This is a genomic window from Sorangium sp. So ce295, from assembly GCF_051527405.1.
GTDB lineage: Bacteria > Myxococcota_A > Polyangia > Polyangiales > Polyangiaceae > Sorangium > Sorangium cellulosum_B.
Genome location: NZ_CP150324.1, coordinates 13581234 through 13603927, shown reverse-complemented (window position 1 = coordinate 13603927; position 22694 = coordinate 13581234). Strand labels below are relative to the sequence as shown.

Sequence of the window (22694 nt, the reverse complement as noted above, 5' to 3'; positions counted from 1 at the left end):
GGGAGAGAGCCATGGCGGAAGAGAGCACCCAAGCGGTCGGCTCGGCGGCGGCAGCGCCGGCCGAGGAGATGAGCCTCATCGACCAGATCCTCGCGCAGGGGATGGTCCGCGGCGCCGCGGAGCCGCAACGAAAGCACGCGCGCGATCTCATCGATGAGTTCGTGAACCAGGTCCTCGACGAGAAGGTGAAGGTCGGGAGCGACACGGTGGCGGCCATCGAGGCGCGCATCGCCGAGATCGACGCGCGCATCAGCGCGCAGCTCGACGCCATCCTGCACCACAAGGAGTTCCAGCGGGTGGAGGCGCGCTGGCGCGGGCTGAACTACCTCGTCATGAACACCGAGACCTCGACGCGGCTGAAGCTGCGCGTGCTCAACGTGAAGAAGGACGAGCTGCGCAAGGACTTCGAGGCCGCGGCGGACTTCGACCGGAGCGCGGTCTTCAAGAAGGTCTACGAGGAGGAGTACGGCACCTTCGGGGGCGCGCCGTATGGCATGCTCGTCGGCGACTACGAGTTCGATGGCACGAACCCCGACGTCTCCCTCCTCACGGAGCTCTCCAAGGTGGCGGCCGCGGCGCACGCGCCGTTCATCGCGGCGGCGTCGCCCGAGCTCTTCGACATGCCGAGCTTCACCCAGATCGGCGTGCCCGGCGACCTCGCGAAGGTCTTCGAGAGCACGCAGCTCATCAAGTGGCGCGAGTTCCGCGAGACGGAGGACTCGCGCTATGTCGGGCTGGTCCTTCCGCACGTGCTCATGCGCCTGCCGTACGGGCCGAAGGGCGTCCCGGTCGAGGGGTTCAATTACGAGGAGCAGGTCGGCGAGGGCGACGGGAACTTCCTCTGGGGGAACGCGGCGTACGCGCTCGCGCAGCGGATCACGAACGCCTTCGCGCTCTATGGCTGGTGCGCCGCGATCCGCGGCGTCGAGGGCGGCGGTCTCGTCGAGAACCTCCCGCTGCACACCTTCAAGACGAGCGAGGGGGATATCGTCGCCAAGATCCCGACCGAGGTCGCCATCACCGACCGGCGCGAGAACGAGCTGTCGGAGCTCGGCTTCATCGGGCTCTGCTACAAGAAGGGGAGCGCGCAGGCGGCCTTCTTCGGCGGCAGCACCGCGAACAAGCCGAAGGCGTACAACCTGCCGCAGGCGAACGCGAACGCCCGGCTGAGCGCGCAGCTCCCTTACATCCTCGCTGCGTCCCGGTTCGCGCACTACGTCAAGGTGCTCATGCGCGACAAGATCGGGAGCTTCAGCTCGCAGGAAGGCGTCTCCAACTACCTCAACAACTGGATCGCCGACTACGTGCTCCTCAACGACAGCGCCGGCCAGGAGACCAAGGCCCGGCTGCCGCTGCGCGAGGCGCGGGTCGACGTCTCCGAGGTCCCCGGCAAGCCGGGCGCGTACCGCGCGGTGGTGTTCCTGAAGCCGCACTTCCAGCTGAACGAGCTCACGGTCTCGATGCGGCTCGTCGCGGAGCTGCCGCCGCCTGCGGCGTGACGAGGAGCGGCGCGCGCCGCGTACGTAGCAGATCGCCGCGCTCGCGGCGGCGCCACGCGGTGGGGTGCCGCCGCGCGCAGGCTGCACGATGGTGGATTTAGAGGAGGGATGAACCATGCAGAACGTTTTCTGGGAAATCGATGGCATCAAGGGAGAGAGCACGTCGGATCAAGGCAAGGACATGATCGAGCTCCTGTCCTTCAGTCACGGCGTGTCCATGCCGCTTACGGCCGGGCCCTCGAACACGAGCCGCGCGAGCGGCCGCTGCGTTCATAACGACTTCACGGTCACCAAGTACCTCGATCTCGCCACACCGACGCTCAACCTCAAGTGCTGCGGCGGCGAGGACATCAAATCGATGAAGGTGCACATCTGGAAGGCCGACGCGGCCGGCAAGCCGCACAAGTACATGATGTATACCCTCGAGAGCTGCATCCTCACCTCCGTCTCGGTGACGGGCGGCGGGGATCAGCCGATCGAGACCATCACCTTCAGCTACAAGAAGATCACCTGGGACTACGCGCAGCAGAAGCAGGAGTCGCCGGGCGGGGCCAAGGGGAAGAGCTCGGCGTCGTTCAGCCTCGACGAGAACAAGGGCAAGTGATCGCGCGGGGCCGGCCGCGCGCCGCCGCGCCGGCCTCGCGGACAGGAGCGCGGGATGGAAGAGAGCTGGGGAGCAGCGGACGCGGGGCGCGTGCCCCTCTTCGATCGGCTGGTCGACGACACCCCGTCGCAGCGCAGCGAGGCGCGGCCGAAGCGCAGCCATGACCTCGACGCGCTGCGCGCCTCGGTGCACCGCGAGCTCGAGCGCCTGCTCGGCACGCGGTGCCCCGTCCCCGGGGACGTGGCCCTCTCGCGCCAGCGCACCGTGATTGACTACGGCCTGCCGGACCTGGAGCTCGGCGGCCGCGACGTCGTCAAGGAAGACCGGTTCCGCGTCGCGCGGCTCGTCCAGCAGACGATCGAGGCGTACGAGCCCCGCCTCGCGCGGGTCGAGGTCGAGTTGCTCCCTCCCGCGGACGGCGACGCGCGGTACCGCGTCGCCGTCCGCGCGCTGCTCGTCACCGAGCGGGTGCGCGAGCCGCTCAGCTTCACCCTGCCGCTGCCGGAGGTCGGGTGACGACGACCGACCACGACGCGGAGCTGCTCGATCTCTACGCCCGCGAGCTCGCCTACCTGCGGGAGCGCGGCGCCGAGTTCGCCGCGGCGTACCCCAAGATCGCCGCGCGCCTCGGCCTGGAGGGGCGCCACTCCGCGGATCCGCACGTCGAGCGCCTGATCGAGTCGTTCGCGTTCCTGACGGCGCGCCTCCAGCGCCGCCTCGACAGCGATCTCCCCGAGCTCACCACGTCGCTGCTCGGCGTCCTCTATCCGCCGCTGCTCTCGCCCATCCCGTCGATGGCGATCGCGGCCTTCGAGGTGAGCCCCAGGGACAGCAAGCTCACCTCGGGCCACGTGATCGAGCGGGGCACGCCGCTCTTCGCCGAGGCGCACGGGGGCCCGACCTGCCGTTTCCGGACGTGCGCTCCGGTCACGCTCTGGCCGATCGAGATCGAATCCGCCGGCTTCGGCGCGCCCGAGGCGCTGGATTTGCCGCCGGGCTCCGGCGGGGTGATGGCGGCGCTCCGCATCCGCCTGCGGAGCGGCGGCCCTCCGCTGCGCGCGCTCGGGGTGCGGCGGCTGCGCTTCTTCCTGAGCGGCGGCGGCCTGAGCGGCTATCGCCTGTACGAGCTGCTCTTCGGCCACACGCTGCGCGTCCTCTGCGCCGGCGAGGGCGGCGGCCGGGATCTCGCGGAGGCGCGGCTCCACCCGGTCGGCTTCGGGCCCGACGAGGAGGCGCTCCCCTACCCCGTGCACGCGTCTCCCGGTCACCGGCTGGTCCAGGAGTACTTCGCCTTTCCCGAGAAGTTTCTCTTCTTCGACGTCGAGCTCACGCACCTCCCCGAGGGCACTGCGTGCAGCCTGCTGTTCCTGCTCGATCAGCGCCCGCCCGCGAGCCTCGTGGTGCGGGCCGACACCTTCCGGCTCGGCTGCGCGCCGATCATCAACCTGTTCTCCCGCACGACAGAGCCGATCCGGGTCGATCACCGCTTTCCGGAGTACCGCCTGGTCGCGGACGCGCGCCGCGAGCGCACGACCGAGATCCACTCGATCCACAAGGTCACGGCGACGGCGCCGGGCGAGACGGAGCAGGTGGAATACGCGCCGTTCTTCTCCTTCACGCACCACGCCGAGGGCGCGGGCGCGGGCCCACGCGCGTTCTGGCAGGCCCGCCGCGTCGCGACGTCGCGTGAGGACGTGCCCGGCACGGACGTGACCCTGTCGTTCGTCGATCTCGACCTCTCGCCTCGGAGGCCCCCGTCCCGGGTGGTGTACGCCTCGGTGCTGTGCACCAACCGCGACCTCCCCGAGGAGCTGTCCGCCGGCGTGGCGCTGTCCCTCGAGCGTGGGGCCGCCATGGGCCGGATCACCTGCCTCACCAAGCCGACCCCGCAGCGCGATCCTCCGCTCGGCGGACAGGCGCTCTGGCGGCTCGTATCGAACCTGTCGCAGAATCACCTCGCGATCTCGGGGCCGGGCGGCGTGGACGCGCTGAAGGAGATCCTGCGCGTGTATCTCTTCGCGTCGATCCCCGAAGCGGAGCGCCAGATCCAGGGCATCGCGGGCGTGTCGGCGCGCACCGTGACGCGGCGGATCGGCGCGGACGCGTGGCGCGGGTTCTGCCGCGGGACCGAGGTGACGCTGACGCTCGACGAGGAGCAGTTCGTCGGATCGAGCCCGCTGCTCTTCGCGGAGGTGCTGAGCCGGTATCTCTCGCTGCACGCGCACATCAATTCATTCACGGAGCTCGTGCTGAAGAGCACGGGGCGCGCGGAGGTATGGAAGCGATGGCAACCGATGGCAGGCGCGAAGGCGCTCCTCTAGACGAGGCGGGCGTGCTCTTCGCCGAGGGCCGCCGCTTCGACTTCTTCCAGGCCGTGGCGCTGCTCGAGGCGCGGGCGGAGGGCTGCCGGAGCGTGGGCGAGAGCTCCGAGCCCGCGGCCGAGGCGGTGCGGCTGCGCGGCGCGATCGACCTCGCGTTCCCCGAGACGGACGTGGCCGGGATCGAGCGCCCCGCGCGCGCGGGGGAGCCGGCGGTGTTGACCGCGAGCTTCATGAGCCTCGCGGGCGCGCTCGGGCCGCTGCCGCCGCCGTTCGCGGAGCTCGTGTACCAGCGCGCGGCGCGGCGCGACTTCGCGCTGCGCGATTTCCTGGACATCTTCAATCATCGCCTGCTCTCGCTGGTCTACCGCATCCGCAAGCGGCACCGGATCGGGCTCGGCGTGGCGTCTCCGGAGCAGGACGACGCCGCGCGGTACCTCTATGCGTTGATCGGCCTCGGGTTGCCGTCGCTTCGCGGGAGGTTACCGGTGAGCGACCGCGCGCTGCTGGAGCCGGCGGCGCTGGTGGCGCGGGAGGTGCGCCCGATGGCGGGCCTCACGGCGCTGCTGCGGCATCACCTGCGGGTGCCGATCGAGGCGGCGCCGCTGACGGGGGCGTACCACCCGATCGAGGAGAGCGATTGGACGGCGATCGGCCCCTCGGGGCGCAACCGGGGGCTCGGGCAGGGGGCGATCCTGGGGCGGCGAGCGTGGGACCAGGAGGCGGGGTTCGAGCTCGTCGTGGGGCCGCTGTCGCTCCGGGATTACGTGCGCTGCTTGCCTGGGGGAGACCTGCTCGAGCCGCTGTGCGCGCTGACGCGGTTCTATGCGGGCGAGGTGCTGAGCTTCACGGTGCTCCTGCGGCTGCGCGCCGAGGAGGCGCCGGCGGCGCGGCTCGGGAGGCGGCACGGGGCGCGCCTCGGGACGACGGCGTGCCTCGGCGGGGGCGCGCGGAGGCGGGAGCCGATCGAGAAGAGGCTGCGGGGGGCGGCGCTCTCCGCGGCCACGATGTCTCGCTCACCAACCGACGACGGCGGCGCGGCACGGGAAAAGAACCATGGCAAGTAAAGCGGAGCTCATCCTCGACCTGGTGCAGTTCGCCCTCGACCTCGTCGGCCTGGTGGATCCGACGTTCATCTCGGATGGGGCCAGCGGGCTCATCTCCCTGGCGCGCGGGCAATGGCTGGACGCCGTTATCAGCGGCGCCAGCATGATCCCGTATGTCGGCGACATGATGAAGCTCGGCAAGCTCCCACGGTACGCTCGCTCGATCGCGGAGGCGATCGCGCTCGCGCGCGAGGATGCGAAGCTCGCCGATCAGCTCCGCCCAGCGCTCGCGAAGCTGCTCGAGGCGCTGAACAGACTTCCTGCTGACAAGCTGCCTCGTGAGGCCATGGCTCCGATCCTGCAGATGAAGCGAGAGATCGAGGCGTTCCTTTCGGCGACCAACGTCCTCTGGAAGCAGCAGCTCACAAGCCCGGCGTTGCGGAAATATGCCCCCACACCGAAGCACGCAGGGAGAGGCGGTCCTGGGGTAAAGGGCACGATCATGGATCTGGACGACGCACAGGCGAGGCAGTTGCTCCAGAGCGCCCTCCATGATGCCGCCGCGCCGCTCCGCGACAAGGCGCCGCGGCTGTGGGGCTACCGCAACGGAAAGGTTTATCAGTTTCACTACGACAATGCGGGCGGCTGGCACGGGTTTTCTGATGACGTGAAGCCTCCCGACTACGTGATACAGCAATGGCGGGCGACGAAGGCGATCAGCGAGGCGGAGTTCAACCGGGTGCGCAAGCTCCCGAACCGTGGGTTCTGAGCGCCTGCGTCCGTTCTCGCCGGCCATCCCATGCTCCAGCTCCGAAATAGCACCTCGTTCAAGGCGAACATCGCGCTCTTCCCGGACGCTCGCGGGGTGGACACGCTCTACGTCGCGGTCCGCGCGACCTTCGCTCTCCGCGGCGGGGCGCTGCGCATCGCCGAGGCGCAGGAGCCGCTGAAGCTCGCGGACGAGTACTGGGGCGAGCCCGGACAGACCAGCCTGAAGCACGCCGCGGATCTCCACCTCGGCAAGCCGGCGACCGACGTGGTGCTGCTCGGCGAGGCGTGGGCGCCGCGCGGGCGCCCGGCGCCTTCGGTCGATGTGTCGCTCGCGGTCGGCCCGGTCGCCAGGGTGGTCCGCGTCTTCGGCGATCGGGAATGGCGCGGCCCGCTGGATCTTCGCATCTCTCCGCCGGTCCCGTTCGAGCGGTTACCGCTCGTCTACGAGCGCGCCTTCGGCGGCGTGCTGAAGTACGATCCCGAGAAGGGTCCCCTGGAGATCGATCAGCGCAACCCGGTGGGCATCGGCTTCGGCCTGCGGAGCGCGCCGCCCGAAAAGGCGGTGCGGCGGCTGCCCAACCTGGAGGACCCGGCGCACCTCCTCTCGGGCACGCGCGACCGCCCGCCGCCCGCGGGTTTCGGCTTCATCGCGCCCTCGTGGGAGCCGCGCAAGCGGTATGCGGGGACCTACGACGAGGCCTGGCAGGAGACGCGGGCGCCGTACCTGCCGAAGGACTTCGACGCGCGCTTCTTCAACGCGGCCTCGCCGGGCCTCGTCTGTCCGGGCCACCTGCGCGGGGGCGAGCCGGTCAAGGTGCAGAACGCCGCGCCCGAGCCCTGGGATGTGCGGCTGCCGCTGTGCGATCTCGACGTGAAGGTCACGATCGATACCGACGTGGAGCGGCCGCCCATGCGGCTTCAGACCGTGATGCTCGAGCCTGGCGAGGGGCGGCTCGGGATCGTGTGGCTGGGCGAGGTGGGTTGCGACAAGCGAGCGCTCAAGGTGAAGCTGGTGGAGATCGACGCGAAGCGGATCGAGCTGAGCGGACGGAGGTCGTGATGGCGGCGCCGGGCGCGGACATCCTGCGGGTCGGCATGGTGAGCTCTGTCGGGCTGAGCGCCGAGGTGACGAGCGCGGCGGTCCGGGCGGGGATCGATCGGTTCCAGCAGAGCTCGGTCCTGGATCGCCGGCGTACCCCGCTTGTGATGGCCCTCGTGGCAACGCCCGATCTGCCGCCCCTCGCGCCAGTGCTCGCCGAGACCGTCGCCACGATGACGGCACGGCAGCGACGGATGCTGCGGCTCGCCGGCCTCGCGCTACATGGCTGCCTCGGCGAGGCGGGCGGACCCAGGGCCGGCATGCCACTCCTCCTGGGAGTGCCCGAGGGCATCCCGAGCGGGATCCCGGCGCTCGCCGGCCCGCGCTTTCTCAAGCATCTCTCCCAGCAGACCGGGTACCCCCTGGATATTGAGCAGAGCCGCGTCTTCGCGGCTGGCCGCGCGGCCGCGCTTGCGGCGCTGGAGGAGGCGCTCGCCGGACTGGCGTCGCGGCGTTACGATGAGGTGCTCGTCGGCGGTGTGGACAGCTGCCTGGACCTGCGGTGGCTCGGCGCCCTCGATCGAGAGGACCGGCTGCGAGCCTACGGCGTGCACGACGGATTCACCCCGGGCGAGGGTGCGGCGTTCCTCTGGCTCGCGCGGGCTGGAGCCGGGGCGCAGCGCGGGGCGCCGGCCCTCGCCCGCATCGATGCGGTGGCTACGGCCGAGGAGCCGGGGCACCGCTATGCAAAGGACACTGCGTACCTGGGCGATGGCCTGGACGCAGCGTTCAAGCGCCTCTTCGCCCGGTCGGCTCCCGCCGCGCTCATCCCCACGATCTATGCGGGTCTGAACGGCGAGAGCTTCCCGGCCAAAGAGTGGGGCGTCGCCTACACGCGACAGAAGAAGCGGATCCTGGCGGATTTCACCATCGAGCACCCGGCGGACTGCCTCGGCGACACCGGGGCGGCGCTCGGGGCGATGCTGGTCGCCCTCGCAGGAATGGCGATCCACGACGGGTACAGGAAGGGCCCGTGTCTGGTATGGTGCTCTTCGGACCTGGCGACGCGTGGCGCGGCGCTCGTGAGCGGCGCGTAGAGACGTATCGGACAAGAAATCGTGGCGAGGAGGTAGAGGGATGTCGTCGAGCGTGTTCGCGAACATGCGGGGCGTCGTGCACAAGGGCAGCGGCGGGATGAACATCGTTTTCCCTGACGTCTGCAAGACGCCAGTGCCGCCCGCGGGGCCCGTGCCGATCCCCTACCCGAACATCGGCCAAGCGTCGGATACCTCGGACGGGCCTCAGAAGGTGAAGTGTGACGGCAAGATGCCGATGGTCAAGGGGGCGAAGTACACGAAATCGAGCGGAGACGAGCCCGGCAGCGCCGGCGGCGTCGCGAGCGGCGTCAACCGGAGCGAGTGCGAGTTCATGATGTACTCCTTTGACGTCAAATTTGAGGGCAAAAACGTCTGCCGCATGGGTGACCCGCTGTTTCACAACAAGAAGAACATGATGGGCTAAGCTCGGAGCAATGCCAAATGCCGCATCTACTCGATGGCATGACCACACCGGACGTCAGCGCCCCGAACAACGCCGAGACCCAGCGTTGTGAATGGTCGAAGTGCGCGGGGCTGCACACGTCGAAGATCACCTACCCGAAGGATGGCAACGTCGAGCGGAGCGGGAACGCCCTCCGCACGGCGCTGCTCGACGCGAAGTTGCATCCCTGGCACGACGGCGGCTATGGCGTCCCGAGCAAGCCGATCTACCTCGACAATGGCGGCAAGATCACGGTCCGCGCCGAGTACCGCAGCGACGGCCTCATGTACTCGCTCGACGCGCATCACCTGATCCCGATCGATCAGATGAACGGCACTTCCACGCTCAAGGACAACGCAGTTCTCGCCGGCTGGGACATCAACGACACTTCGAACGGAATGTGCCTGCCGTCGTACGACACAGACGTGGCCATCCATGAGCTCCAGCTCCATAGCGGCAGTCATGCACCGGATTACACAACGTTGATCGAGGAGCGGCTCGCACACATCGAAGAGCTGTATGAGACGGCTTGCGGCGGCAAGGAGTCGGCGGAGTTCAGCGAGAATCTGACGCGTTCCCTCATGGCGCTGTCGGCCCACGCCCGGCGGAAGCTCCTGGCAATCAGGAAGTACGCGCGAGGAGCAGACTTCCTGCCTCTCCACAACAACTCGCTCGAGGTCTTCATACGCTCCGTCCAGCAGTACAACGACCGGCGCACACGCTACCTCGAACAGGACAGGTGAGAGCCGATGCACTACGTACTCTCGTTCCGCTCGCACGACAGGTCGTGCATCCCCATGCTGCCTCGACCCGAGATCCACGGTCACCCGGCGCTCCGATTCAACTCTGGCGCCCGCATCGACGAGCGGCTCCCGGTCGTCGAGTTCCGGCAAGGCGCCGATCACCAGGGTTCGATCCCTGACTACGTGCCCACGGCGCTCGCCGGCATGGTCGTTTCGTCCCGCTTCCGGCACACTCTCGAGGCGGCGGGCGTGGACAACATCGACTATCACGACGCGCGGATCCTTAACACGGTGACCGGCGCCGCCCTCGACAGCTACTACGTCGCCAACATCGTCGGGCGGGTCGCCTGTCTGGATCGAGAGAACTCCGTCGTCGAGCCAGCTCCCGGAATCCCCGATGCGATCCTGGAGATTTACGAGATGGTCCTGGACTATAACCGCATTGGCGATCTGCGCATGTTCCGGCTCCACGAACTCCCGTTCATAGTCATCGTCGACCAGGGTGTGAAAGAGGCGATAGAGCGCGCCCAGATCACCGGCGTGCGCCTCTCGCCAGCCGACGGCTACAGCACGTGAATCATATCCCCGTCTTCGCCGGACAACGTAGAGACCGGCGCCGACGCAGCGCGGGATCTCTGGGCCACTGTTCTGCGGCACCCGAGTCACCACCATTGATAAACTCATCGCTGGAGCAACACCATGAGGCGTTCGGCGCATCTAGGAGGCAGGATCTTGGATCCGGACCTCTATATCTCTCTGAGCAACGCGTCTTTCGAGCTCGCCCGGCAAGGCGCGCTGCCTCTCCAGCCTATTCTTGCCGGGACACGCTACGAGCGCGCCGTGACTCCGGGACCTTGGTACCGGGGACCGCATAGCGTCCTGACGCTCCCGGCCAATGCCAAGACCACGGACGAAAACCGCTGGAGCGGGCGGAGCTACGACGGACGGCCAGGAAACGCCGGCTTTTATATGGGCCCGTGGAACGCAGTGCGCGCCGAGGTCTGGCACCACGGGGCTCGAAAGGACGACCCATCGATCAGCGATGCGCCGAGCCTCGATCAAAAGGCTTTCAAAGACAAATTGATATTCGAACTCAACCTCTTGCAGAGGATAGACCTGGTCGACATCAGAGCGCTTTCGTCCCGGATCGCTCAAAATCAGGACGTGCGACGCTTCTTGCAACATCATCCTCGAAACGGCACGCTTTGGGACTGGGCGCTGGATCCCCACGACTACACGGCCTCTCGCGCTATCGTGGACGGCATCTTCCGCGCCGACGTGGGATACCGGGGTCTCCAGGTGCCCACGGCCAGGAGCTACCTCGGCGTGAGCGGCGAAAATACCGTACTCATCGACAGCCCATCACGACCGATGACGACGGTCCCCTTGGAGGTGATTAAGGTCTCTCGTCTGTCGCACCCACCGATCCGTGGCGATAACTTCGTGGGGACCTTCACGGGGGAATATCTCGGGCTTTCGCGCGAGGAGCGGCTCGCGGAGTTCAAGGCGAAGCTGTCGAGGGGGGGCGGACATGTCTAGCATGCGCAGCCCCACGGCGGCTGCAAAGCCCGGCGGCACGCGCTGCGCGCAAGCGACCGGCCCACAGCGCATTCGCTACCCCCGAAGCTCCGCCCGCTGCGCCTCCCCCCGCGCACGCACCTCGAACACCCCCAGCCGCGGCCTCAGGAAGCACCGCTCGATCGCCGCCGCCGCCCTCGCCGGCTGGCTCCCGCGCCGCAGCACCTCGTTCAGCCCCTCCAGATCGACCCCCCTCCCCCAGAGATGCCTCTTGCCCGCCGCGAAGTCCCCTTGCCGCCGCGCCCACCACCGCCCCACGGCCGCCGCGTCGGGCCACGGCAGCCCGTCGTCCGGATCGGGCCCCACGTCCTCGTCCTCCGGGTCGTCGCTCGGGCCAGCCTCGTCCAGCGCGGGCCCCTCGAGCTCCTCTCTCACCAGCTCCACGCCCGTGATCAGCGACAGCGCCCCGCCCGCCAGGCGAGCCAGCCTGGGCACGCTCATCCGTTCGACGAGCCACGGCACGTGCGCCGGATCCCCGAGCGCCCCCACCCCCGCGATCGCCGCCCGCGCCGCCCCCGGCGATTCCCCGAGCCCCCTCAGCCACCGCGCCCCCGCGTGCGGACCGAGCCGCCGCAACGCCACGCCCGCAGCCCGCTGCGCGAGCGCTCCCCCGCTGGCCGCGATCTCCAGCAGCACATCCATGCCGCGCTCGTCCCCGAGAAGCGCCGCCGACCACGCCGCCCAGAACCGCACCGCCTCGACCTCGGAAGAGAGCGCCCGCCGCGCGTCGTCGATCCCCTCCACGTACCCGAGCTCCCCGAGCGCCTTGAGCGCTCGCGCCCGCAGCCGCGCGTCCTCGGCGGAGAGCGCCTCCTTGAGCGCCGGCCCCGGATCCCGCCGCCGCACCGCGCTCGCGGCGATGCCGATGGTCCGGAGCGCCGGCCCTGCCTTCGCGCCGAGCAGCGCTGGCAGCACGTCCTTCACGAGCTCCGGCGCCGCCCACCCGAGCGCCGACACCACCCCGCGCGCCACATCCGGCGCATCGATCCCCCGCGCGACAAGCGCCGCGATCGCCCCCTGATCCCGCCGCGTGAGCGCGAGCGAGAGCGCCGCGAACACCTCGCCCGCCCCCCCTTCCTCGGCCGCGGCCGCGCAGCCGTCCCACGCCGCGCGCCCGCCTCGCTCGAGCAGATCGAGCTGCGCCGCGAGCCGCCCGTCGACCTCCGCCAGGGCCTTCAGGTCGTACCGCGGATCGCGCGCCGCCCCGTCGCGCTGGCTCCACAGGAACCCTGCGTTGTCCACCGCCTGAGCGAAGACCTCCTCCTCGGTGATCGACAAGAACGCTCCTTTCGCGACGCGCTCGCCCACGCCCGGGCGGACGTCAGTTGTTCTTCACCTCGCTGCCCTTGATCGCGACCTTCCCCTCGCCCTTCAACGTGAGATCCGCGCCGGCCTCGCCCTTCAGCGCCTTCCCAGCCTTGAGGGTCATCGCCTGCTCGCTCTTGATGGTCACCGTCTTGGCCTCGATGACCAGGTTCCCCTTCACCTTGAGGACGTGATTGCCCTTCACCTCCTGGGTGAAGTTGGCCTTGTTGGTGTGGGTCTCGTGCCCCTCGACCGTCACATCCCGTGTCCCCTTGACCGCGTGCGACTCGTTGCCCTTCGACACGTCGATCGTGCGGTTGCCCTTCCCCACCGTCAGCAGGTCGTCCCCCTTGTCGATCGTCACCGTGCGGCTCTTCTCCACGCTGATGGTCTGGTCTCCACCCACCGCCAGCGTCTGATCGTGGTCGATGGTGATCGCCTGGTCGTGCTTGACGCCGATCGTCCAGTCGTTCTCCACGTCGACGACCATGTCCTTCTGGGCGTGCATGAAGAGCTCCTCGCTGTCCTTCTTGTCCTCGAAGCGGAGCTCGTTGCCCGCGCTGCCCCCCTTCGACGAGCGGGACAGGAGGGTGCTCTTCGTCTGCTCGCCGGGAAGCGCGTAGGGGACCGTCTGGTCCGCGTTGTACACCGCCCCGGTGCAGAGCGGCCTGTCGGGATCGCCGCCGAGGAAGCTGACCACGACCTCCTGGCCGACGCGCGGCAAGAACCAGTTGCCCCACCCCTTGCCGGCCCAGGACTGGGCGACGCGGATCCAGCAGGAGCTGTTCTCGTCGCGCTTGCCGTACCGGTCCCAGTGAAACTGCACCTTGATGCGGCCGAACTCGTCGGTCCATATCTCCTCGCCGCTCTTGCCGACGACGACGGCCGTCTGAGCCCCCGCGATGATGGGCCTCGGCGTCACGCGCGCGGGGCGAAAGGGGCTCTGCATGGGCATCGCCTCGAAGGAGTTCTGGTACTCGTCGTTGTCGGCCGAGTGCGTGACGGCGAGGAGCAGGTACTCGCCGTTCACGTCGGAGCGCTCGTGCTGGACGAGCTGGAAGGCATGGCCGGCCGTGAACGCGCGGCAGAACGAGCTGCCGACGAGGCGCCGGGCCACGCCCTCCTCCGCCTCGATGCGACGCGTGGCGATCGCGTCGCCGGCGCCCTTGTCGGCGTAGCCGCCGGGATACTCGAAGAGCGCGAGCTTCGCCCCGCCGCCGCTCGCCTGGCTGAGCAGCGAGGTGCTGGGCGCCTTGAAGTTGTAGTCGGTCGCCGCATACGACCCCGCGACGACCTCTCCGATGAGCTCGCAGACGGTCATCGCGTCCTCATCGCGCGTCGAGGTCTCGGCGGCGCCCACGTAACGCACGTCGCCGAGATCGGGGCAGCGCGGGTTGCCCGCGCTGTCGTCGCCGAGGACGAGGGTGTGCTTTCCGTCCTCGTGCTGGAAATAGTAATAGATGCCCTCCTCCTCCAGCAGCCGCGAGATGAACTGAAACGCAGTCTCCTGGTATTGGACACACACCTCGCGAGGAGCGTACGAGCCGGTCAGCTCGTCCTTGTGATCGGAGAAGCCGAGGTCATCGAAGATCTGCTTCACGATGTCGGGCACCGATCTGTCCTGGAAGATGCGGGAGTCGGTGGTCCTCGTCAGAAACCAGAGCCAGGGGTGGATCTCGGCGCGATAGGCGGTCCTCGGCTGGCCGCCGTCGACATAGACACGCCCGGCCTGACGGAAGCGCGTGACGACACCGTGGATCATGCGCTCGGCACCGCTGGAGAGGCGGATGACCGCGGTGATGCCCTGGCCGACGATGGCAGAAAAATCGATGGCCCGCTCCTCGGACAGGAGGTCGAGCTCGAACCGGAACAGGCCAGACAGCCGCTCCTCGCCATGGATCCTGACGAGGGCGAGGGCGTCGGGGCCGAGGGGGCTACGGAGGGCGAGGATCGTCTTCGCCTGGGAGTAGGGCATCGCGCATCCTCTTGGTTCAGGGCCGGCGGCCGCGCCGAGACTACCACAGGGGGCCCGCGGAGCCGCAGCGCGGCGACAGGCCCAGAGGCCATTGGCGTCCAGCGAGCGGCGTGCGACAAGGACATCGCTGCCCTCGCAAGGCGGCGCTGATCTCTTCGCTGGCGCGGGTGCGTTGTGACCCCTTACGACGAGCTCCCCTCCCCGTTCCGTGGGCACCAGACCTCGGAGAATCGCGCGTTTTTGCTCGCGAAGCGCGGACGCTCGCAGGCGGACGGATGACGACGGGGCTGACACTCCTGGCGCTGGTGGCGCTGCTCGTGACGGCGCTCGTCGCCGAGCGGGGGCGACGGCAGCTACGGAGGGCTCTCGAGGACACGCGGCGCGCGCTCGCGGCAGGGGAAGCCGCTCATGCCGAGTCGGCGCGGGAGCGCGAGGCCGTGCGCCGCGGCGCGGAGGCCGCTCGCCATGCGCAGGACACGACGCAGCGCGAGACCGAAGCGGCTCGGCTGGCCCAAAGCGCGGCCCAGCGCGACGCCGAAGCCGCCCAGCACGAGGCCGAAGCGGCGCGGCTGGCCCAAAGCGCGGCCCAGCGCGACGCCGAAGCCGCCCAGCACGAGGCCGAAGCGGCGCGGCTGGCCCAAGGCGCGGCCCAGCGCGACGCCAAGGCCGCGCTGCGCGAAGTCGAAGCGGCACGGCAGGCGCAACGCGCGGCCCAGCGCGACGCCGAAGCGGCACGGCAGGCGCAACACGCGGCCCAGCGCGACGCCGAAGCAGCTCAGCGTGACGCCGAAGCGACCCTGCAGGCGCAGCACGCGGCGCAGGCCGCCCTGGAGTGCGCGAAGGCCATCGCAGAAACGGAGCGCCAGGCAGCGCTGGAGGAGGCCCGGCAGGCGCGCGCCGAGCGGGACTCGTTCGCGCTGGAGGTGCGGGTGCTGCGCGCGGAGCTCTCGACGGCGCGCAAGCCTGTCGAGAAGGCGCCGCAAGCGGCGGAAAGGCTCGCGGGAATCTCCGTGAAGCCGAGGACGCCGAAGACATCCGAGCAGCCGGGCAAAACGAGTTGGTGGTGTCAGCAATGCGGGCGAGGAGGAACGCGGCCCGAGCGGTGCTGCAAATAACTACATCGCGCCCCCGAATGCTTGACCGCGGCTTGAGGCCGCCCTGCTCAACGTCGTACAATCGACCAGAATGAAGTTTTTCCAGGCCATCGCTCGGATGGGGCTGAAGTCGGGCGACGATCCGAAGGTGCGCCAGCACAAGAAGATCCTCACGCTCACCGCGGCGCTCAAGGCGTGCGCGTGCCCCGTCTGGGTGATCGCCTATGGGGCAGCCGGGGACCACCGCTCGGCGGCGATCCCGCTCGGCTACATGGTGTGTACCGGCCTGAGCCTGGCCCACTTCGCCAGGACGAAGGAGTTTGCCGGGTTCCGCTTCCGTCAGGCGCTGCTCATCTTCGCCCTGCCGTTTCTCATGCACGCGAGCCGGGGAGGGTTCGTCGGGTCGAGCGGCGTCGTCCTGTGGGCGCTCCTCGCGCCGCTGACGTTGCTGCTGTTCCACGGATCGCGGGCGTCCGTCCCCTGGTTCATCGCGTACACGCTGCTCGTGATGGCCGCCGGCGTTGCCGACCCGCTCCTCTCCGGCGTCGCGCCGGAGGCGCCTCCGCGCCTCCTCGCCGGCTTCTTCGCGATGAACCTCCTCACGGTGTCGGCCATCGCGTACGCAGCGGTGCAGTATTTCGCGCGCCAGCTCGCGGAGGAGCAGGAGAAGCTCGCGGAGCTCGTCGTCTCCTCGGCGCAGGCGCTCGACGACATCGCGAGGTGGTCGTCCGCCGCGGCGGCGCAGATCGCGGAGGCGATCGGCGCCCGAGAGGTCGCGGTGTGGAAGGCCGAGGAGCAGGCGATGGTCAGCCTCACCGCCACCGCCACCGAGGCGCCGCACGTCGACGCTCTGCGCCACGCTGCGCTCACCCAACACTCCTTTCCTAGATCCGCGGATGTCGTCGTCCCCGTCCTCGGCATGTCGGGCGACGTCCACGGCGCGCTGGTCATCGTCGGCAGCGGCGTCGTATGGAACGATACGGCCAGACGGCTCGTCCGCACGTTCGCGCACCACCTCGGCAGCGCGCTCGAGCTCTCACGGCTGCGCAAGGATCTCGCGAGCGCGGCGGAGCGGCGGGAAGCGACGCTCGAAGACATGGTGCGCCGCGGTATCGATATCCTGCAGATATGCCCCAGCTGCCAGCGCTGTTACGACCAGCACGCGGAGCGATGCCTCGATGACGGCGCCGCGCTGAAGAGGCCGCGGCCGTCCCCCTATCGCGTGGCGGGGCGGTATCGCCTGACCCGGGCTGTCGCGGAGGGCGGCATGGGCAGGGTGTTCAAGGCCCACGACGAGCGGCTCGGGCGCGAGGTCGCGATCAAGACCATCAGGGCAGAGCACTTCAACAACGAGGATGTGCGCGCGCGGTTCGCGAGAGAGGCGCGCCTCGTCGCGCGAATCCATCATGCGTCGGTCGTCGAGGTGTACGACTCGGGCGAGCTCGAGGACGGAACGCTCTTCATCGTGATGGAATGGCTGGACGGCTTCACCCTCGCTCACGCCATGAAGTCGCACGGGCCCGGGACGCCAGCCCAGGTGGCGGTGCTGCTGCGCGAGGGCGCCTCGGCGCTCGGCGCTGCGCACGCGGCGGGGCTCGTGCACCGCGACGTCAAGCCGGAGAACATCTTCCTGATCCCGTCGACGGGGCCGGGCGACTTTCACGTCAAGATCCTCGACTTCGGTATCGCCAAGGAGCTCTCCGCCGACGTGAGCGCGACCTCGACGGGCATCTTCCTGGGGACTCCGCTCTACATGGCCCCGGAACAGGCGCGCGGCAGGTCGGTGGACGCGCGCAGCGATCTCTACTCCTTCGCGGCCGTCGCTTACCAGGCGCTCACCGGACGGCGCATCGCCGCCGGAGAGGACCTCGCCACCATCCTGTCGAGCCTCTCGCGCGCCCCTCCGCCGCCCGTCTCGTCGCTGCTCCCGGGAACGCCGCCGGACGTCGACCGCGCCTTCGCGCGGGCGCTCGCGCTGTCGCCCGACGAGCGGCCTCAGGACGTCGAGGAGTGGGTGAGCTCGTTCGTCGGCCTGCTCGACAGCCTGCCCAAGCGGAGCCCGGGCTGGCGCATGTCAGGCGACGCGCCCGACATGGAGGAGCTCTCCAGCGCCGAGACGGTCCTGATCCACGAGCCCAGGGCGCGGATGCCGTCGGACATGTCCCGCGCGTCGTGATCGCGCCGCGCGCGCGCCTCCGCGAGGCGAGGCGCGATCACGACGCGCACGTCGGGTCTTGCAAAAAGGGCGGCGGAAGGGCTATCCCCGAGGACGGGACCTCATGCTGTGCCCTCGTTGCCACCGGCGGTACGCGGATGACCACCGCTTCTGCCCGCACGACGGAGAGAAGCTGGTCGCGAGCCACGACATCCGGCGGATACGGTCCCAGCCCACCGAGCACGTGGGTGCGATCGTCGCCGAGCGGTACCGGGTGCGGGGCCTGATCGGCAGCGGCGCCATGGCGCAGGTGTTCCTGGCGGAGGACACGAAGAGCGGCGCGCCCGTCGCGCTGAAGCTCCTGGAGGCGAGGTTCCGCCGCGAGCCCAAGGTGAAGGCGCGGTTCCTCCTGGAGGCCAAGGCCGCGGCCACGGTCGTTCACCCGAACATCGTCGAGGTCCTCGACATCGGCCTCCACGATGGGTCGCCCTACCTCGTGCTGGAGTTCCTCTTCGGCGAGTCGCTGAGCTCGCTGCTCCTGCGCGAGAAGCGGCTGTCCCCGGAGGCCGGCGTGCCCTTCCTCCTGCAGGCCGCGGCCGGGCTCGGCGCGGCCCACCGCGCGGGGATCGTCCACCGCGACGTGAAGCCCGCCAACGTGTTCCTCGTCGGGGAGAAGGGCGACGCCTGGGCGGCCAAGGTCGTCGATTTCGGGTTCGCGAAGCTGTACGAGCACTCGGGGCTCACGCAGGCCGGGGTGACCGTCGGCACCCTGGAGTACATGGCGCCGGAGCAGACCGTCAGCGACCCTCCCGACGGGCGCACGGACGTCTACGGCTTCGGCATGCTCATGTACCGGATGTTCACCGGCCGGCTCCCGTTCAGCGTCACGCGGGCTTCCTCCCCTGCCCTGGCGCCCGCCATGGATGAGGCCGTGGTGCTGGCCAACCAGCTCGTCACGCCGCCCCCGCCGCCCAACCTGGGTGAGAGCCCGGCGTCGCGCGCGCTCGAGGCGGTGATCGCGAAGTGCCTGCGCAAGCGGCCGGAGAACCGGTATGCCTCGATGGAGGCGCTCAGCGAGGATCTCGCCCGGCTCGGGCGGCCAGGCGCGCTGGCGGCGCACGCGCCGATCGCCTCGCCCGACGTGTACGCGGCGCAGACGCCCTATGGAGAGCACGCGGCGCGGTTCCTCTACAAGCAGCTCGGCAGGGTGTACGGCGACGCGCCGTAGCCGCGGCATGCCCGGAGCGCGCTCCCTCGCGCGACGCCGCGCTCGTGCGCTGGCCGCTTGCGCCGCCGCGCTCGGCTGGCCGCTCGCCGCGGGCGCGTCGCCCGAGGCGCCGCGGCAGGCGGCGCCGGCGGCCGCCGCCACGGAGCCCGACATCCGCCCCACGCTGGCGTGGCTCTTCGTCCAGCTCGTGCCGAGCCCCGAGCTGTGGCTCGAACCGGGCGAGGCGCGCTTCGGGTTCCGCTGGCAGGTGACGCCGCTGCTCTACTCGTTCGGGATCAACCGCAAGCTCTCGCCGTGGCGCGCCTTCATCGCGGAGCCGCTCACGCGCCACGCCGGCTCGATCGAGCTCTTCGGCTCGCCCGGGTACGTCGCCCGTCCGGGCGCGTTCGCCGATGGCTGGGTGATCCGGGGCGGCGTCCGCGCTTATTTCCCGCTCCTCGACGGCGGCGACTACCTGTCCTGCTCGCTTGGCGGGTCCGCGCTCTTTGCTCGAGGGCACGTGGCGGCCTCGTACGAGGCGGGGGTCTATACCCTGTTCGGCGCCCTGGGCGCGCAGGTGGCGACCACGCCGGCGGCCGCCTTGCGATCGACCACGATCACGCTCAGCATCCGCTACTTCTGACGCCGCGCATGGCCACGCGCCCCTCCTCGTCGCCAGCTCGCCTGTCCGCCGCGGCGCTCCTCGCGCTCGCGGGCCTGTCGTGCGGCGTGCCCGCGCGCATCCTGGAGAGCAACGTGGCGAGGCTGTTCGCGAGCCCGCTGCCCGTGCCGGACAAGGTGCGCGCGCCGTACCGCCCCGAGGCGCGGCTCGCCGCGCTCTGGGTCGGGCACGCGACCGTGCTCGTGCAGATCGACGACCGATGGATCCTGACCGACCCCGTCTTCACGTCGACGGTGGGCCTCATGGTGAAGCGGCTCGTCGAGCCGGGGCTCGCCCCGGAGGACCTGCCGCCCATCGACGCCGTGCTGATCTCGCACATGCACTTCGACCACCTCTCGCTCGGCTCGCTGTCCCTGATCGAGCCGAAGGTCCGCGCGCTGCTCGTGCCTCGGGGCGGGCTCGTCTACGTGCCCAACCATCGCTTCGCGTCGTTCGAGGTCCCGACCTGGACGACATGGCGGCAGGGCGATCTGAAAATCACGGCCGTCCCGGTGCGGCACTCCGGCTATCGCTACGGGCTGGACCGGGACTGGATGTCGGAGAGCTTCACGGGTTATGTCGTCGAGTACCATGGAATCACGGTCTACTTCGGCGGCGATACCGCCTACGACCGCGACGATTTCGTGAAGACGCGCGCGCGATTCCCCTCGATCGATCTGGCCCTCTTGCCGATCGCGCCGGTGGGGCCGCGCGAGTTCATGGAGAGCAAGCACGTCGATCCGGCGGAGGCGGTGCAGGCCTTCCTCGACCTCGGGGCGCGGCGGATGATGGCTATCCATTTCGACACCTTCATCAACAGCACCGATACGTTCGGAGAGGCGCCCCGCGAGCTCCGGCGCGTCATGGCCGCGCGCGGGCTGGGGCCGGATCGGGTGGTCTTGCCCAGGCACGGAGAGCAGCGGATCCTCATCACGAGGGGCGAGCCCGGGGGCGCGGCGGCAGCGAGCGCGCCGGCGCCGCGCGGCGACTAGCCGGATCGGTCGAGCTCGCGGAGCGCCGCCGCGTAGTCCTCGGGCGTGTTCAGGTTGCGCAGCGATCGCAGCGCCGGATCCACAGCGCGGAGCCGCGGATCCGCGAGCAGGAGTTCCGGCTCCGCGACCAGGGTGCGCGCCCGCTCGAACAGGGTGGAGAGCCGCAGCCTGCCCTCGGCGAGCAAGGCAGCCACCTCGCCGCGCACCGAGCACGCGTACACCGCGGCGAGCGGGTGATGGTGCCCCTCCGCCCGCGGCACCGCGATGGCGTGGCCGCCCGCCTGGAGATCCGCGACGCGCCGCACGAAGGCAGGGTGCAGGAAGGGCGCGTCGGTCGAGGTGACGTAGGCCCGCTCGGCCAGCGGCGCGATCGCGTCGAGCCCGGCCGCGATGCCCTGCAGCGGCCCGCGGCCCTCCACCGGATCGCGCACGAGCAGCACCCCCTCCGGCAGCGGCGGCAGCTCCTGCCCCGGCGCCGCGACCACCACGATCGGCCACGCCGCCTCGCCGAGGCGCCGCACCACCCGCTGGAGCAGCGGCTCGCCCCCGAACGGCAGCCACGCCTTGGGGCGCCCCATCCGGCGGCTCTGCCCGCCGCACAGCACGACGCCCGCGAGGCCGGCCGCGCGGCCCGCCCCGTCGCCGTCCTCCGAGGTCGCCGTCATGAGCTGCACCGCTGTCCTGCATACCACCGCCGCCCGGAACATGCGCCCGCGGCGCGCGCCGAGCGCCGCCGCCGGTGCGATCGTGCCAAGCCTCAAGGCGCCGGCAAGAGGACCCGCGCGCCGCGGGCGAGCGTCACGCCGTCCACGTGGCCCATCAGCGGTCGCTCCGGCAGGACGACGTGAAAGTGCGTGTTCGACCCCATGTGCGTGAAGACGCCGTGGTGGCGCTTCGAGAAGAAGCCCACCAGCACCCCCTCCGCGGCGGGGAGCGCTCCGTTCACCGACGCCCGGACATGGTCCGCGTGACCGGCGCCGGGGGCGAGCTTTCTCCCGTCGACGACGTGCCAGCGGAGATCGCGGAAGCCGCCGCGCACCTGGACCGGGACGGCGCCCTCCGTGTCGAGCCCGCGCTCCCGCAGCAAGGCCTCGATGCGCGCGTCGATCTGCCCGTCGGGCACGTCGGCGTCGAGCGTCGCCTCCTGCCAGCGCGCGACGTTCGCCACCACGAAGAGCGTCGCCTCCTCCTCCGCCCCGGCGGGGCGCACGTCGAGGGTCCCGTCGTCGCGCGCATAGGAGGTCCAGATCGCGTCGTCGACGACCGTCACCTCCCCGCGCAGCGCGCTGAGCGCCCCGATCCCGAACGCGCGCGGGCCCGGCACCACATCGCCGATACGCACGGCGGGCCCCGTCTGCCCCTCGTGCATGATCGCGCGCAGCGCGCCGAACGAGCGGACCTGCACCGCCGCCGGCGCGCCCGGCGCGGGTCCCGCAGCGGCCTCGCTGGAAGGCGTGCAGGAGGCGATCGGGGACATCAGGAGAGCTCCGAGGAGCCCGGGAAGAACGCTAGGGAGAGTCGCTCGCATCGCTCGCATGGGGTTGCTCCTCTGTCGCGCGGGTCACGCGCGAGAGCGCGCCATTCAGGACGTGCAGCGCGCGCACGACGGCGGCGCGCTCCTCGCAAGGGATGGCGTCCACGATCGATTGAAACCGCACCAGGCTTTGCCCCTCGAGTCGCCCCGCCATGCGGCGCCCCGCCGAGGTGAGCCGCAGGCGGCGGACCCGCCCGTCTTCCTCGCTGACGTCCTGCTCCACCCGGCCCTCCTCCCGAAGGCGCTGTATCAGCCGGGTGACATTGCTCTTGTCGATGCCGAGCGCCCGCCGCAGGTCGCTCTGGGAGAGCTGCTCGCCCGCCCGCTCGGCGTCCGCCAGGACTGTCAGGGCGTGGGCCTCGCGCGGCGCCACCTGGACGCCGCACGGCGTGCGCTCCTCGTCCAGGAGACCGAAGCCGCGCACGAACGCGCGGACCTCCGAGCGGAGCTCTCTCGTGGTCACCCTTCGAGGAGAACACAGATGGTTGCGATGCGCAACCAATTTGGGATGGGCGTTCCGCGCCGCGGCTACCTCCGGCACACGGCCGGCGACCGCCCCGTGAGCCGTGGGGCCGGCTGGGTCCGCGCGAGCTCGTCCGTGCGGCGCCGCCCCGATCTCTGAGCTAGCCGCTGG

Annotated in this window: 23 protein-coding genes; 18 read left to right on the top strand and 5 right to left on the bottom strand. The window is 70.3% G+C overall.

Features of this window, described 5'->3' with window-relative positions; all coding sequences use genetic code 11:
* Positions 1-11: 11 nt before the first annotated feature.
* From tssC to WMF11_RS51420, 12 genes are all read left to right on the top strand, one after another.
* Positions 12-1499 (top strand): type VI secretion system contractile sheath large subunit, encoded by a 1488-nt coding sequence (gene tssC / locus WMF11_RS51475; RefSeq protein ID WP_437975990.1) that lies wholly within the window; start codon positions 12-14, stop codon positions 1497-1499.
* A gap of 115 nt (positions 1500-1614) precedes the next feature.
* A complete protein-coding gene (locus WMF11_RS51470; RefSeq protein ID WP_437906352.1) occupies positions 1615-2103 on the top strand; it encodes an Hcp family type VI secretion system effector in 489 nt (162 codons plus the stop codon).
* A 54-nt stretch (positions 2104-2157) separates the two neighbouring features.
* Complete coding sequence (gene tssE, locus WMF11_RS51465; RefSeq protein WP_437906351.1) at positions 2158-2619, top strand: type VI secretion system baseplate subunit TssE; 462 nt, start codon at positions 2158-2160, stop codon at positions 2617-2619.
* Positions 2616-4424, top strand: coding sequence for a type VI secretion system baseplate subunit TssF (gene tssF / locus WMF11_RS51460; RefSeq protein WP_437975989.1), 1809 nt, complete (start codon positions 2616-2618; stop codon positions 4422-4424). Before tssE ends, tssF begins: the two co-directional genes overlap by 4 nt.
* Positions 4388-5488, top strand: coding sequence for a type VI secretion system baseplate subunit TssG (tssG, locus tag WMF11_RS51455; RefSeq protein WP_437975988.1), 1101 nt, complete (start codon positions 4388-4390; stop codon positions 5486-5488). Before tssF ends, tssG begins: the two co-directional genes overlap by 37 nt.
* A complete protein-coding gene (locus WMF11_RS51450) occupies positions 5478-6236 on the top strand; it encodes a hypothetical protein (RefSeq protein ID WP_437975987.1) in 759 nt (252 codons plus the stop codon). Before tssG ends, WMF11_RS51450 begins: the two co-directional genes overlap by 11 nt.
* Positions 6237-6266: 30 nt before the next feature.
* Entirely contained in the window at positions 6267-7298 is a 1032-nt protein-coding gene (locus WMF11_RS51445; protein ID WP_437975986.1) for a DUF2169 family type VI secretion system accessory protein, read from the top strand.
* A complete protein-coding gene (locus WMF11_RS51440) occupies positions 7298-8374 on the top strand; it encodes a beta-ketoacyl synthase N-terminal-like domain-containing protein (protein WP_437906346.1) in 1077 nt (358 codons plus the stop codon). Before WMF11_RS51445 ends, WMF11_RS51440 begins: the two co-directional genes overlap by 1 nt.
* A gap of 40 nt (positions 8375-8414) precedes the next feature.
* Positions 8415-8798, top strand: a complete 384-nt coding sequence (locus tag WMF11_RS51435) for a DUF4150 domain-containing protein (RefSeq protein ID WP_437530553.1) — start codon at positions 8415-8417, stop codon at positions 8796-8798.
* A 38-nt stretch (positions 8799-8836) separates the two neighbouring features.
* On the top strand, positions 8837-9559 hold the full coding sequence (locus WMF11_RS51430) for an AHH domain-containing protein (RefSeq protein ID WP_437975985.1): 723 nt from the start codon (positions 8837-8839) through the stop codon (positions 9557-9559).
* A 6-nt stretch (positions 9560-9565) separates the two neighbouring features.
* Positions 9566-10135 carry an imm11 family protein gene (locus tag WMF11_RS51425; RefSeq protein WP_437975984.1) on the top strand — a complete coding sequence of 190 codons (570 nt, stop codon included), beginning with the start codon at positions 9566-9568 and terminating at the stop codon, positions 10133-10135.
* Between the two features lie 156 nt (positions 10136-10291).
* Entirely contained in the window at positions 10292-11098 is an 807-nt protein-coding gene (locus WMF11_RS51420; protein WP_437975983.1) for a hypothetical protein, read from the top strand.
* Positions 11099-11173: 75 nt separating this feature from the next.
* Here the strand turns inward: WMF11_RS51420 and WMF11_RS51415 are convergent, their stop codons facing one another.
* Together WMF11_RS51415 and WMF11_RS51410 are read right to left on the bottom strand one after the other, a co-directional pair.
* Positions 11174-12415, bottom strand: a complete 1242-nt coding sequence (locus tag WMF11_RS51415) for a TIGR02270 family protein (RefSeq protein WP_437975982.1) — start codon at positions 12413-12415, stop codon at positions 11174-11176.
* Between the two features lie 43 nt (positions 12416-12458).
* Positions 12459-14417 carry a type VI secretion system Vgr family protein gene (locus tag WMF11_RS51410; protein WP_437975981.1) on the bottom strand — a complete coding sequence of 653 codons (1959 nt, stop codon included), beginning with the start codon at positions 14415-14417 and terminating at the stop codon, positions 12459-12461.
* A 275-nt stretch (positions 14418-14692) separates the two neighbouring features.
* Here WMF11_RS51410 and WMF11_RS51405 point away from each other — a divergent pair, with 275 nt between their 5' ends.
* From WMF11_RS51405 to WMF11_RS51385, 5 genes are all read left to right on the top strand, one after another.
* Positions 14693-15532, top strand: coding sequence for a hypothetical protein (locus tag WMF11_RS51405; protein WP_437975980.1), 840 nt, complete (start codon positions 14693-14695; stop codon positions 15530-15532).
* A 70-nt stretch (positions 15533-15602) separates the two neighbouring features.
* The gene (locus WMF11_RS51400; RefSeq protein WP_437975979.1) at positions 15603-17687 is read left to right on the top strand and encodes a serine/threonine-protein kinase; all 2085 of its coding nucleotides are present in this window, start codon (positions 15603-15605) and stop codon (positions 17685-17687) included.
* 103 nt (positions 17688-17790) lie between these two features.
* Positions 17791-18894, top strand: a complete 1104-nt coding sequence (locus WMF11_RS51395) for a serine/threonine-protein kinase (RefSeq protein ID WP_437975978.1) — start codon at positions 17791-17793, stop codon at positions 18892-18894.
* 7 nt (positions 18895-18901) lie between these two features.
* Positions 18902-19516: a hypothetical protein gene (locus tag WMF11_RS51390; RefSeq protein ID WP_437975977.1), complete on the top strand. Its 615-nt coding sequence runs from the start codon at positions 18902-18904 to the stop codon at positions 19514-19516.
* Positions 19517-19524: 8 nt separating this feature from the next.
* Positions 19525-20526: an MBL fold metallo-hydrolase gene (locus WMF11_RS51385; RefSeq protein ID WP_437975976.1), complete on the top strand. Its 1002-nt coding sequence runs from the start codon at positions 19525-19527 to the stop codon at positions 20524-20526.
* Here the strand turns inward: WMF11_RS51385 and mobA are convergent.
* The 3 genes from mobA to WMF11_RS51370 form a co-directional block, all read right to left on the bottom strand.
* Positions 20523-21191: a molybdenum cofactor guanylyltransferase gene (mobA, locus tag WMF11_RS51380; RefSeq protein ID WP_437979416.1), complete on the bottom strand. Its 669-nt coding sequence runs from the start codon at positions 21189-21191 to the stop codon at positions 20523-20525. The genes WMF11_RS51385 and mobA overlap by 4 nt on opposite strands.
* Before the next feature lie 92 nt (positions 21192-21283).
* On the bottom strand, positions 21284-22003 hold the full coding sequence (locus tag WMF11_RS51375) for an acetolactate decarboxylase (protein ID WP_437548359.1): 720 nt from the start codon (positions 22001-22003) through the stop codon (positions 21284-21286).
* A 31-nt stretch (positions 22004-22034) separates the two neighbouring features.
* Positions 22035-22523 carry a MarR family winged helix-turn-helix transcriptional regulator gene (locus tag WMF11_RS51370; protein ID WP_437906333.1) on the bottom strand — a complete coding sequence of 163 codons (489 nt, stop codon included), beginning with the start codon at positions 22521-22523 and terminating at the stop codon, positions 22035-22037.
* Between the two features lie 27 nt (positions 22524-22550).
* Between WMF11_RS51370 and WMF11_RS51365 the strand changes: the two genes are divergently transcribed.
* Positions 22551-22682, top strand: a complete 132-nt coding sequence (locus tag WMF11_RS51365; RefSeq protein WP_437975975.1) for a hypothetical protein — start codon at positions 22551-22553, stop codon at positions 22680-22682.
* Positions 22683-22694: the final 12 nt, after the last annotated feature.

Coding starts and splice junctions, on each gene's coding strand:
- WMF11_RS51385 (WP_437975976.1), top strand. CDS start 19,525: ATGGCCACGCGCCCCTCCTCGTCGCCAGCTCGCCTGTCCGCCGCGGCG.
- WMF11_RS51440 (WP_437906346.1), top strand. CDS start 7,298: ATGGCGGCGCCGGGCGCGGACATCCTGCGGGTCGGCATGGTGAGCTCT.
- WMF11_RS51395 (WP_437975978.1), top strand. CDS start 17,791: ATGCTGTGCCCTCGTTGCCACCGGCGGTACGCGGATGACCACCGCTTC.
- WMF11_RS51450 (WP_437975987.1), top strand. CDS start 5,478: ATGGCAAGTAAAGCGGAGCTCATCCTCGACCTGGTGCAGTTCGCCCTC.
- WMF11_RS51390 (WP_437975977.1), top strand. CDS start 18,902: ATGCCCGGAGCGCGCTCCCTCGCGCGACGCCGCGCTCGTGCGCTGGCC.
- WMF11_RS51430 (WP_437975985.1), top strand. CDS start 8,837: ATGACCACACCGGACGTCAGCGCCCCGAACAACGCCGAGACCCAGCGT.
- WMF11_RS51445 (WP_437975986.1), top strand. CDS start 6,267: ATGCTCCAGCTCCGAAATAGCACCTCGTTCAAGGCGAACATCGCGCTC.
- WMF11_RS51400 (WP_437975979.1), top strand. CDS start 15,603: ATGAAGTTTTTCCAGGCCATCGCTCGGATGGGGCTGAAGTCGGGCGAC.
- tssE (WP_437906351.1), top strand. CDS start 2,158: ATGGAAGAGAGCTGGGGAGCAGCGGACGCGGGGCGCGTGCCCCTCTTC.
- WMF11_RS51375 (WP_437548359.1), bottom strand. CDS start 22,003: ATGTCCCCGATCGCCTCCTGCACGCCTTCCAGCGAGGCCGCTGCGGGA.
- WMF11_RS51470 (WP_437906352.1), top strand. CDS start 1,615: ATGCAGAACGTTTTCTGGGAAATCGATGGCATCAAGGGAGAGAGCACG.
- tssG (WP_437975988.1), top strand. CDS start 4,388: ATGGCAACCGATGGCAGGCGCGAAGGCGCTCCTCTAGACGAGGCGGGC.
- WMF11_RS51365 (WP_437975975.1), top strand. CDS start 22,551: ATGCGCAACCAATTTGGGATGGGCGTTCCGCGCCGCGGCTACCTCCGG.
- WMF11_RS51425 (WP_437975984.1), top strand. CDS start 9,566: ATGCACTACGTACTCTCGTTCCGCTCGCACGACAGGTCGTGCATCCCC.
- WMF11_RS51435 (WP_437530553.1), top strand. CDS start 8,415: ATGTCGTCGAGCGTGTTCGCGAACATGCGGGGCGTCGTGCACAAGGGC.
- mobA (WP_437979416.1), bottom strand. CDS start 21,191: ATGACGGCGACCTCGGAGGACGGCGACGGGGCGGGCCGCGCGGCCGGC.
- tssC (WP_437975990.1), top strand. CDS start 12: ATGGCGGAAGAGAGCACCCAAGCGGTCGGCTCGGCGGCGGCAGCGCCG.
- WMF11_RS51410 (WP_437975981.1), bottom strand. CDS start 14,417: ATGCCCTACTCCCAGGCGAAGACGATCCTCGCCCTCCGTAGCCCCCTC.
- WMF11_RS51405 (WP_437975980.1), top strand. CDS start 14,693: ATGACGACGGGGCTGACACTCCTGGCGCTGGTGGCGCTGCTCGTGACG.